Source organism: Planctomycetia bacterium (assembly GCA_034440135.1).
Classification (GTDB): domain Bacteria; phylum Planctomycetota; class Planctomycetia; order Pirellulales; family JALHLM01; genus JALHLM01.
In genome coordinates this window covers 1-10,724 of sequence record JAWXBP010000093.1, presented here as the reverse complement: position 1 = coordinate 10,724, position 10,724 = coordinate 1, and the positions used below count along the sequence as shown (strand labels likewise).

The following is a 10,724-nucleotide window of genomic DNA, read 5'->3' as shown; positions in this document are numbered from 1 at the left end:
GGCCCTGCGCAGGGCCGGCCGTGTTTGGACCGTGTTCGATCAGCAAGGCCCGGCACATGCCCGATCGCATTAACGGCGGCGCGACCGCCGACAGCAAAAGTCCGGTGAGCTGGCGCGGACGCCTGGCAGCCCGGGCGCGGGTCGTGCGCCATCGTTGGCAGAAAGATTGGACGGCACAGCCGCTCGAGCACCTGCAAACGCAGGAACACTGGCGGCGGATTCGCACCTTGATCTTGCTGGTCGCTGCGCTCGGATTAACCGCCGCGCTGGTCAACCGGCTACTTTTTGCGCCGCAGTTGACGCCATTGATTGGCGTGGCGACTACGGACTACTCGTGGCCGGTGACGCCGCAGGGCTGGGCGCAAGAAGATCAGGCGGCCATCGCCGCGTCGCTCCATGGTCAAAACCTGTGGGCCGCGGATATCTCGGCCGACTGGCGCACGCGTGAAGCAGGGCTGCGCAGCCTGGACCAGCAACTCGAGACGCTTTCCGCCGATGCCAAGCGCGCCCAGGCACTGATCCTGTATTTCAGTATGCCTGGCGTGGTTGATGGAAACGGCGCGCCGTGCTTAATTCCTCCCGGCGCTTCGCCGTTGGATTCCAGTTCCTGGCTCCCGCTGTCGGAAATCATCGCGCATGTGCGTGCGCGCAACCTGCCGCGCAGTTGCCGCGTGCTGATCGTATTGGATGCTGCGCGGGCCGACGTGGATTGGAAGCTTGGCACTTTGGAAAACGCGTTTGTCGCGGGACTGGAATCCGTGTGGCGCGACGCCAATCTGCCGAATCTGACGATTCTCAACTCCGCGGCCCGAGGGCAACGCAGTTGGACGTCGAACGAACTGCAAGGTTCCGTGTTCGGGCATTTCTTCCGGCTCGGAATGACGGGCGAAGCTGACGTTTTGGCCGGCAATGACGATCGCCAGGTCACGCTCTCCGAGTTGACGAGTTACCTGGAACAAGAAGTCAACGCCTGGACTCGTTTCAATCGCGGCGCGGAACAGCGCCCCACATTGATCCCTAGCGGCGCGGCCGATGCACATTTGGTCTGGGCGCTGAAACCGTCGACACGGAAACGGCTCGTTGATGCGGCAGCTACTGCACAAGCGCCGGTAGTGACGGACGCCGACCTCGCGGCGCTGTGGAGCGCACGCGAACGCCTGCGCGACGCCAAACTCATCAGCTTAGACGGCAACGCCTGGCATCGACTCGAACATGACTTGCTGGTGCTGGAACAGCAAATCCGCGGCGGCGCGGCTTACCGCGAATCCGCCCGAGCGTTGGCCGGGACGCTTAAGAAGCGCCTCGCGACTTGGGAAAGCGAGATCGCCACCTCGAGCCGATGGCGGGTGCAAACGGGCGAATCGGCCTGGCCGGTCGAGACGCGCCTGCATTCGTTGGCCGAAGCGCTGCGCACCAGCGGCGCAGATCAAGGCGAGATTAAGCGACAACTCAACGCACTGCAACGATTCGTCGCATCCCCCACGCTGCAGTCGTTTCAAGCGACCGCAACGGAATTGATGCCGCTCGCGGCGCCGGTTGCCAACGAAGCGCAGTTGTTCAATATCCTGGCTCGCTCCGAAACATCGACGTGGTGGCAACAGCCGCAAATGGTGGCCGATGTCCTGCGGCAACAGATCACAGCCGCCGAACTCGCCGCCCCGAATGATCCGCGCACGAACGTGTGGGCCGCTGCGGGCCTTGCCGTTGGAGACCGTGCGCGGCGCGCGGCGATCGATCAACTGTTGATTGGCGACGACACCAGCCTTGCCGAGTCGACACTGCAAGCCAGCCAGGCCCAAGCAGCGTACGCCGCTGCGGCCGAATGGACGGCGTTGTCGAAAGATGCGTTCGAACTCTGCGACGAAACACTGGCGGAGTTGCCCTACCTGGCGGAGTGGCTCGCGCAGCCGCAGCCTTCGGCTGTGATCGTGACGCGGCACGACCGCTTGATCAATGAGACATTGTTGCCGCTCATAGAAGATGTGCAGGAATTGTCCGCACTCTTGGCGGTGGGCGAAGCGGGGACCGCGCAAGCGCCGACCGATGCGGCCGTGCTCAAGACGCGTGTCGCGGAACTTCGCGCCCGACGGGAACAGCTTCGCGAACCGTTCTTGAAACAAGCTCGAGACGTCCTGGCGGCCAAGGCGCCCAGCGGCCGCGCGTTGCGTGCCATGCAGTCGTTGCTGGCGACGCCGATTCTGCCGGCCTCGCTGCGAGACGAGCTCTGGCGTGCGAGCGGCAAGGTTTCCGCTGCGCTACAGCGCAGGTACGTGCAAGATCCTCGCCCCGAAATGCCGGCGGTGGAACCCGGCCAATATCATGAGCGCGTGACGAGTCGCTGGACGCGTCATCCGTTGGCCGCGCTCTTGAATCTGAACGGCGCGGCGGCCGGCGCCTCGTCCGATCCGATCGCGTTGGGACAACAGGCGCGACTGCGCGCGGCCCGACTTCCGGAGCAAGCGCGCAGTGCTTTGGCGACGGGCGGGGACGTGGCCGAAAATGTCGCGCTGGCGTCCGCTGGCGGCGATGTAACGCCACGTCGCGACGGTTGGTCCAGTTGGGAATTCTCGCTACGCGCGGCGTTGCCGCTGCTGGCGGCGCGCGACGAGGATGTATTGCTGCTCGTGCGCCGACTTGATTTGCAAGCGATTCAGCTCGCCAACGCGCGGCGCACGCTGGACGACTTTTTTGGGCCGGCCTCGGCGGGCGAAGCACCGTTCTTCGAAGTTGCCGCGCAGGACTATCTCACGAACGCCCGCAAACTCGCGACGCCAGGATCCATGGCGCAAGCGCAGATTGAATCGCTCACGTCGCTCGTCGATGCACGGCGATTGGCGGCGCGCGAGGCCATGAGCGCCACCGCTGCCGATCTCTTAGTAGTCGATCCCAGCGAACAACTCGATATCACCGTGGCGGTCGCCGAGAATGCCGCGGCCGCGAAAGGCCTGCCCGAGGGTACGCCCGGCGTTTGGGTGCGCGATCAGAGCGGCCGACTGCCAATTGGCGCGGCCGCGAGTTTTTCCGCGGAACCCGTGAAATTCACGCTCCCCGCGACGGAACTAGCCACGCGCGGGCCGGCGCTCGACGCGGTGATCAGTCTCCGCGGCAATGAACGCGGCGCCGCCTTCCTATTGCGTCCGCCCGTCGGCGGCGCCGTCGACTTTGCCTGGCGCCGCTACGGCCCGCCGCGAGTTGTCGTGCAGGGACGTCGCCGGCAACCCGCCTCGATTATGTTTGTGCTCGACGCCTCGTACTCGATGCGCGATCCGATCCCGGGCGTGGAAAGCGCCGGCCAGGCGACCGAGATTCCGCGCATCGACGCGGCGAAGGACGCCTTGCGCCGGATGATGACGCAACTCGCGCTCGCTGGCGATGCACGCGTCGGCGTCCGCGTGTTTGGACATCGTGTCGGCTGGACGACGACCGAACCAACGCAAATCTTGCCGCAACCCAACTACGCGCGTCCCTATCCAGCGGACCTGACTCCGGCGGAAGATGTCGAACTGATACTACCGCTGGGGCGCTTCGACGATTCAGTCGGCGCCGAGGTGGAAGACATTCTGCAGCAAGTGCAACCGTGGGGGCAATCACCGCTTTATCTGGCGTTGCGTCAGGCGCTCGACGATTTCAGCGGCGAGAATCCCGACGCGGAACGCCGCATCGTGGTCGTCACCGATGGTGCGAATTACCAATTCAACGCCCTGCAACCGACAACGCGCGAGGACGTGATGTCCTTGGCGGCGGCCCGGCGCATTCCCGTACACATCGTCGGCTTCGGCATTCCGACCGGCGAGTTGGCCGCGGCCGAAAACGACTTTCAAGCGATCGCCGAACAAACCGGCGGCAGTTATGTCACCGTCGAGAACGCGACGTCGCTGATCGCGTCGCTCGAAGAATTGCTGGGGCCGACCGAGTATCGCGTCACGGGGCCTGATGACGAGTTGTTCGGCCCGGCGCGGGTGGGAACGCAGGTCGCCATTTCACCATCGCCGACGTCGCCCACGGCTTACACGGTCACCGCGGCGGGCGCGGAAGAGAATCTGGAGCTCTCCGGCGGCGAGGCCGTTGAGATGCAACTCGATCGCGGCGGGCGCGCGTTGCTCGTAGTTCCCTATGAGATTGAGGACGCCGTCACGACGCCGCTGATGGCCGGCGCGAACGAGGTAGCAACCGAAACGCAGTTCGTCGGGCATCGCGCGCTGCGCAATGAAGAGACCGTCAAGTTCACATTTTCGCTGCAGAGCGAGGATCGCGCCTTCGTGCCGCGGCCCGAAGAACTGTGGATCGAACTCTCGCCTCTGGCCGCCGACGGACGCCGCTTGCCGGGCACGTATTACTTGTACGATTCGAACTATTTGCCGGAAACGACTTGCCCCGTGGTTTCGTGGCAAGCCTTGGGTTGGCCGGCGGAATCACGCAGCGCCCAGGCCCGCATCTGGTGCAGGCAGCAGGCCACTTCAACTGATTTAGTGATCGCCAATCTGGGCGATCCGTCGCACCAGGTCGGCACGACGCACCGCCTGCCCGGACGGAACTCCATCGATTGCCAATTGCGTGTGCGAATGGGGAGTGCGGCCGGCGCACCCGCCAAGGTCTCGCTCGTCGAGCGTCACGCCGCCGATTCGCCGGGACTGGGGGCGCTCAAAGTACAAATGGTCCCGCCGCCATTACGCGTTACTCACCGTTGGGACGAACAGCACGGACTGGTCGTCCACGTCTTCGAGTTAGACACTCGGGCGCGTGGTTTGGACGGCTATCAACTCCATCTGACCCGTTTCGAAAAGCTCGCCAACGAAGCCTGGCACTCACGCGAACCGCTCACGATCGACATCGGCGCCTCAGACAACCTATTGCGCTTGGAGCCGACTTCGCCATAGGAGTTCACCACGGAGACACGGAGTCACGGAGTAGGCGGTCGGAAGGTGGTGAAAAGACAATTCACAGTTGCACAATCTCTGTGACTCCGTGTCTCCGTGGTGAAATCTGCTCTGCCTCTACGCGGTGCAAAACATGCCCGACCCTCATCGCCCCTCGCCTGTTTCCCATAACGGGCGACCTTGGGTCGTGGCGGCGGCGGTGCTGTGGAGTACCAGCGGGCTGTTCGTCAAATCGACCATGTTTCTCGATTGGTCGAGCGATGTACGCGGCGTTCGTTTGGCGTTCTGGCGAGCGCTGTTTGCCGGTTTGCTGCTGATTCCCGCGGTGCGGCGGCCAAGGCTGCGGTGGTTGATGCTGCCGATGGTGTTTTGCTTCGCCGGGATGAACATGTCGTATCTCTCCGCGATGACGTTGGGCACCGCCGCGAATGCCATCTGGCTGCAATACACCGCGCCGTTGTGGGTCATGATCTACGGCACGCTAGTGTTGAAGGAGCCCTTCACGCGGCGCAACGCCGTCTCGGCCGTGTTCCTGATCCTGGGGCTGCTCACGATCTTGCTGCCGGAGTTGGGGGGGCAAAACCCCGTGGGCGTGGTGCTGGCGCTCGTGGCTGGCGGATTTTACGCCGCGGTCGTGTTGTTTCTGCGCACGATGCGCGATGAGGACGGCCCGTGGCTCGTCGTGCTGAATCACTTGGGCGCGGCGATGATCATCGCGCCATTCATGTTCGCGCACGGATTCGTCTGGCCGAGCTCCCCGCAGTTTGGCATTTTGGTGTTGTTCGGCTTCTTTCAGATGGGCTTGGCGTACTTCTGTTTCTCGCGCGGGCTGCGGAATGTGACCGGCTCTGAAGCTGCGATTCTGGGTCTCGTCGAACCGCTCCTCGTGCCGGTCTGGGCGTACCTCGTGGCGACCGAGTTGCCTGGCACGACCACGGCGCTCGGCGCGGGCTTGATCCTGCTGGGCCTGCTCTACCAGGTTGCTTTCCAGACACGGGCAAATGAGCAAGGCGCGCGTGAGTGACCCCGCGGCTCGCACCGGTTTGGGTTAAAATGACGGCATGTCCGCTGCAAGTAGCAATCGATCGATTTCATTGGCGGAACCGCCCGCCAAGGCGAGTTTTCGCGGCGCTCGCGCCGTTGCGTGGTTAATCGTCGTGCTGTTCGCCGCGGCGGCCGTCGCTTGGATCGGCGCGCAAGTCGCGAGCGTGCGCGCGCCGTGGCTGTTCTTTCCGCTCGCAGTCGGCGCGGCGCTGGGCGCGATCGCCGGCGGCGCGGCGCTGGCGATGCAGTTGAAGCATCGCCCCACGTTGTGGTTCGGTACTTTGGGAGCGAGCGCAGTCGTCGTCGTCGGCATGCATTTCCTCGCCTATCGGGACTCCTTGGATGCACCGCGTTCCGGCAATCTGGCGATGATCACCGAAGCGTTCCCCGACGTCGCGGAGCGGCATGGCACGGCGCCGCCGGATGGCTTTGAAGACTTCCTCACCCGCATGGCGCGGCAAGGCCGACGATTGCCGATTGGCCTTACGGCGCAAGGCGGCTGGGCCTGGGCGACGTGGGGTCTCGATGCGGCCATCCTAAACGCCGCCGCGGTGGCAACCGCGCTGACCCTGACGGCTTCGCTCTATTGCGATTCTTGCGGCGCTTATTACCGCCTCGTGCGGCAAGAGACGCTGTCCGGAGCGCGCTTGCGCCGGCTCTGCGAGACGTTCGATGCACAGTCGCCGCCAGTCGCCACGGGCGAGTTTCGTTACCTCGCATGCCGCCGCGGTTGCGGTCCGGAACGGATGAACGTCGTGCTCCGTAAGCCTGGGGCTCGATCCTCACTACGCAGCGCGTGGATCAACCCCGCGGATCGCTCAACACTGTTTCAGCAATTGGATCAAACTGGATGAACGTCATAGGAATCGGCACCGATATCGTCGAGTGTCTGCGGATTGCGCAGATGATCGAGCGGCACGGCGAGTTGTTCATTTCGCGCGTGTACACCGATCACGAGATCGAATACTGCCAGACGCGCAAACAATCGACGCAGCATTTCGCTGGACGCTGGGCGGCCAAAGAGGCGGTGCTCAAGGCGCTGGGCACCGGCTGGCGGCGCGGCATCAGTTGGCGCGACGTCGAAATCCGTAACGACCCGAGCGGCAAGCCGACCGTCGCCTTGCGCGGCGGCGCGCGCGACGTCGTAGAAGAATTGCACATCGCGACGATGCACATCAGCATCTCGCATTGCCGCAGCCACGCCACCGCCTATGCGCTCGCGGTCGGCGACGACGATGAAGATGATGACGAATAACTTCCGCGCGAGAGTTGCGCACATCAGTTATGCCGCGTTTGGACTTCTCGTCACGCGCTTCAAGTTCGTCCGACAACCTGCCGATCCTTTCATGGCGGACATGACGCCCGCAACGAATTTGAGGCTGGAGCCAGACGGCTAGGCAATCGGCTGCAACCCGATCAAAGTGGGTTCGACTCCCACCGGCCTCTTGGGGAGCGAAGTAGGTGGAGTAGTAAGTAGGTGGAGTAGGGGGCGAGTCTCAGCCTACAATTTCTTGACTCATTTCCTTCGCCTGCTGGGCGATTTGCAGGCCGGCTTCGTGGTTGAAGGCGGCTAGCAGCTTCTTGAAGATGGGGCCCGGCGCTTTTGCGCTGAAGGTTTGCCCGTCAAGTGCATGGACCGGCAGCAGGCACCACGGAGTGCTGGCCAGTAGCACTTCCTCGGCCGTCAGCAAATCTTCGAGCCGCATCACGCGATAGTGGAACGGGACGCCAAGGTTGCGCGCCAGTTCTTCCACGACGCCGAGCGTAATGCCGGGCAGCACGTCGTTCTTCGGGGGCGTCACGAGGCCTTCGTCTTTGCGCAGTGCAATGATATTGGCGATCGACGTTTCCGCCACCTCGCCGCGCTCGTTGAGCAGGAGCGCTTTCGCGCCCGGCTGCTTCATTTCCGCCGCGCGGTCGGCCAGGTAGTAGTGCATCCGGCTCCGGCATTTCAATTCCGGCGGCCAACAGGACGCGGGAACTTGCATGATGTCGGTGATGACTAGCGACACGCCGGATTCATAGGCCGAGGCCCAATTGCGGAACGGCAGCGAATCCGTATGCAAGCAGACGAGCGGTCGGCGCTCGCTGACGCCCCCCGCAGCACTATAGCCGCCAGGCGTGATCAAAATCGACAAGCCCAAGTCGGTGCCGTCCGGCAGCAAGGCATAGTTATGCGCCGCGAGTTCGGAGGCGCACTCGGCGAGGTCAGCGCTGCTTTCGTGCGGTTCGACGCCGACGATTCGCAGCGAATGCTCCAGCCGCACGAGATGATGCGGCAGCCGGAACAGTTTGCCGCGAAACGTGCGCAACCGTTCGGTGACCGTGGTGCCGAGCACGAAGCCCGCGTCGGAAAGCGGAATTGCCGCCTGCTCCGCCGGCAACCATTGGCCGCTCAAGTAGGCCAGGGGCCGATCGCGCGGGAGTGAAGGATCAATCGCCATGATCGTCCGACGCCGGGCCAAAAACGTACGGCGCCACGCGCCCCATGATGCGCGGCGACGACAAGTACCGCATCACGTCGTGTTCCGGGCCGATAATCCGCGAGACGTTGTAATGCACGACCTTGTCCGCGTCTTCGCCGAGACGGCTGACACCTGGCAACCCGGTGTAACCGAGCGCCTGCGGTCCGCTATGGAGCCGGCCATAGGCGACGATCGGATACCACTTCAGCGCGCGATCGACGGAATTCTTGACGATTAGCAGTTCATTCACTTGCGCCACCGCCTCGCCATGGACATTGCCGGGCAGCAGCCAGCAGTTGTTCATCGCTGGCGCCATCAGCACGGCGTTGGCGATCATCCCGTTTTCGGTGTCGCTCTCCGAAGTCGCCTCGACAGGTTCGGCCAAGTCATCGAGGGCTCCAGTGATAATGCGCCCGCCGAAGCTGTAGCCGACGAAGGTAACCTGGCCACCAGGCTGCCAGCGGCGCACGAAGGCCGACAGGCGGTGTGCTTCGGAATCACTTCGCCGGGCCTTGATACGCAGGTCTTCGAGCGGTCCGGCGCCGGTCTTTTCGCTGGGCCACGACCACACGAGCACCCGCACGCCTTGCGCCGCGGCGCCGTAGCCGGCCAATCGCTGCATCAGATATTTGCCTTGGTAGCGCGCGTCCGCGTCGGAATTGTCGTTGCCATGAATCCAGACGCAGGTCGTCCAACCTGGCGGCAATTTACGTAGTTCGGCCAGCTTGGCTTTTTGCCAACCATCGCCTTCGGTGCAACGCGAGAGACGCGGCGGATCGTCGCAATCGCCGGAACGGGTATTGGCTACCCAGATTTCCGTGGCCGCGCAGCCGGAGTCAACGACGACAGACTCGGCGCGCGCAGGCAGCGCCGACAACAAGACACTCAGCCACACCCATCCCCGCAACCAAACCATATTCATTAGAACATCGAAGCGTTCAGGCCAAAGAAGTTGCCAAACTCCTTTTTTCCGTCTCCGTGCCCTCCGTGCCTCTCGTGGTGAAACACGCGCAAAGCGCGGAATCTGCCCACGGCGTAAATGTAGCCCAAAATCAACGCGCGGGTGTGGCGAAAAAATAACGCTCGGTGAAAAAAATCGACGTGTCGCGTTTGCACATCGTCGTAAGCGTTGTAGAGTTGACTGACCCGATGCGATGTCGCCACCTTCCCGGACATTTTCGGTATCGGAGATGCAGGCCATGAAGAGGCTGCTGATTGTGTTGTTTTTGACGCTCGCGGCCACCGGCTGCCAAGGCGGTTTGTTCCGCCGGCCCACGAGTAATTGCGCCTCGACCGGCGCGGTCTACGAGAGCATGCCGTGCGAAGACGGCGGGGCGTACCTCGGTTCGCCGCAGATGCTCCCTGGCCCGTGAGCCACGACGCACAAGTCGCATGAATGCCCGACCAGGCATCGAGCCAGCTTTCCGCCCGCGTTGTCTGCCATCCTGATCAGGCAACGCGGCGCGGATTCTGGCAAACGATTGCGAAGCGCTGCCGTTTACGGCAGTTCCTTGATTTCCACGTCCTTGAACCAGACCCGCATTTTCGGGCCGACGTGGAGTTGCAGGGCGATGACGCCCTCTTTCGCCCCTTCGTCGCTCTTCTCTTCGTAATCGACGGTCGTGAAGCCGTTGAGCTCTTGCTTGATGTGCGGGCCGTCGACGGTCAGGACGTATTCGTTCCAGTCATCTTTCTTGACGTGCTCGCCGACTTCTTCCGCCTTCACGTCGGCCAGGATCCCGCGGCCGCCTTCTTCATAGAGGATGCCCATGAAGCGTTCCTCGGCGATGTCGGCCTGGTAGCCCTGCACCACGTGGTCGTCGAGCAACTTGCTGCGAATCTGCACGCCAGAGTTACCGTTGCGGAGCTTGAACTTCAGCCGCACGACGAAATTTTTGTACGTCTTGTCCGTGGCCAGAAACGAGTTGTGCTTCAGTTCCTTCGCCTCGGTGGAACCAGCGATGGCGCCGTCCTCGACGCTCCACAACTCGGCGTCGCCGGACCAGCCTTCCAGGTTCTCGCCATTGAACAGCGGCCGGAACTCCTCCTCAGCCTGAGTCCAAGCGGGGAAAACAATCGTTGTCAACACAAACAGCGACAGGGCAAGCGCGCGACGCATAGCGGGAATTCTCCAGGAGATGGAAGACGGGGCGAAACGCAACCAATGCAACTGGCCATCATTCTAATGACGTCGAATACGCCCCGCCACCTACCAACTCTCTCCTCTCCGTGCCTCCGCGTCTCTGTGGTGAATCCGCCGAAATAGCTTGCATACCGCTCCGGCAAGCGCTACATTGAACCCCCCAGGCATCACGTCGGCGCGGCAGATGGGCGCCAT

At 63.2% G+C, this 10,724-nt stretch carries 8 protein-coding genes and 1 tRNA gene; 6 read left to right on the top strand and 3 right to left on the bottom strand.

The window, feature by feature from the left end:
* Positions 1–56: 56 nt before the first annotated feature.
* The 5 genes from SGJ19_05535 to SGJ19_05515 all read left to right on the top strand — a co-directional run bounded on the left by SGJ19_05535 (position 57) and on the right by SGJ19_05515 (position 7,367).
* Complete coding sequence (locus SGJ19_05535) at positions 57–4,877, top strand: vWA domain-containing protein (GenBank protein ID MDZ4779694.1); 4,821 nt, start codon at positions 57–59, stop codon at positions 4,875–4,877.
* Positions 4,878–5,010: 133 nt separating this feature from the next.
* The gene (locus SGJ19_05530; protein MDZ4779693.1) at positions 5,011–5,901 is read left to right on the top strand and encodes an EamA family transporter; all 891 of its coding nucleotides are present in this window, start codon (positions 5,011–5,013) and stop codon (positions 5,899–5,901) included.
* Between the two features lie 37 nt (positions 5,902–5,938).
* Positions 5,939–6,775 (top strand): hypothetical protein, encoded by an 837-nt coding sequence (locus tag SGJ19_05525; GenBank protein ID MDZ4779692.1) that lies wholly within the window; start codon positions 5,939–5,941, stop codon positions 6,773–6,775.
* Positions 6,772–7,176 (top strand): holo-ACP synthase, encoded by a 405-nt coding sequence (gene acpS / locus SGJ19_05520; protein MDZ4779691.1) that lies wholly within the window; start codon positions 6,772–6,774, stop codon positions 7,174–7,176. The genes SGJ19_05525 and acpS overlap by 4 nt, the downstream gene beginning before the upstream one ends.
* Positions 7,177–7,296: 120 nt before the next feature.
* Positions 7,297–7,367, top strand: a tRNA-Cys gene (locus tag SGJ19_05515).
* Between the two features lie 50 nt (positions 7,368–7,417).
* On the opposite strand, the gene SGJ19_05510 is transcribed toward SGJ19_05515, so the two are convergent.
* On the bottom strand, positions 7,418–8,365 hold the full coding sequence (locus tag SGJ19_05510; protein ID MDZ4779690.1) for an aminotransferase class IV: 948 nt from the start codon (positions 8,363–8,365) through the stop codon (positions 7,418–7,420).
* Positions 8,355–9,308 carry an alpha/beta hydrolase gene (locus tag SGJ19_05505; GenBank protein MDZ4779689.1) on the bottom strand — a complete coding sequence of 318 codons (954 nt, stop codon included), beginning with the start codon at positions 9,306–9,308 and terminating at the stop codon, positions 8,355–8,357. Before SGJ19_05505 ends, SGJ19_05510 begins: the two co-directional genes overlap by 11 nt.
* A 277-nt stretch (positions 9,309–9,585) precedes the next feature.
* Between SGJ19_05505 and SGJ19_05500 the strand changes: the two genes are divergently transcribed.
* Positions 9,586–9,759, top strand: coding sequence for a hypothetical protein (locus SGJ19_05500; protein ID MDZ4779688.1), 174 nt, complete (start codon positions 9,586–9,588; stop codon positions 9,757–9,759).
* A 125-nt stretch (positions 9,760–9,884) separates the two neighbouring features.
* On the opposite strand, the gene SGJ19_05495 is transcribed toward SGJ19_05500, so the two are convergent.
* Positions 9,885–10,505, bottom strand: a complete 621-nt coding sequence (locus SGJ19_05495) for a DUF1080 domain-containing protein (GenBank protein ID MDZ4779687.1) — start codon at positions 10,503–10,505, stop codon at positions 9,885–9,887.
* Positions 10,506–10,724 lie beyond the last annotated feature (219 nt).

Coding starts and splice junctions, on each gene's coding strand:
- SGJ19_05535 (MDZ4779694.1), top strand. CDS start 57: ATGCCCGATCGCATTAACGGCGGCGCGACCGCCGACAGCAAAAGTCCG.
- SGJ19_05530 (MDZ4779693.1), top strand. CDS start 5,011: ATGCCCGACCCTCATCGCCCCTCGCCTGTTTCCCATAACGGGCGACCT.
- SGJ19_05525 (MDZ4779692.1), top strand. CDS start 5,939: ATGTCCGCTGCAAGTAGCAATCGATCGATTTCATTGGCGGAACCGCCC.
- acpS (MDZ4779691.1), top strand. CDS start 6,772: ATGAACGTCATAGGAATCGGCACCGATATCGTCGAGTGTCTGCGGATT.
- SGJ19_05510 (MDZ4779690.1), bottom strand. CDS start 8,365: ATGGCGATTGATCCTTCACTCCCGCGCGATCGGCCCCTGGCCTACTTG.
- SGJ19_05505 (MDZ4779689.1), bottom strand. CDS start 9,308: ATGAATATGGTTTGGTTGCGGGGATGGGTGTGGCTGAGTGTCTTGTTG.
- SGJ19_05500 (MDZ4779688.1), top strand. CDS start 9,586: ATGAAGAGGCTGCTGATTGTGTTGTTTTTGACGCTCGCGGCCACCGGC.
- SGJ19_05495 (MDZ4779687.1), bottom strand. CDS start 10,505: ATGCGTCGCGCGCTTGCCCTGTCGCTGTTTGTGTTGACAACGATTGTT.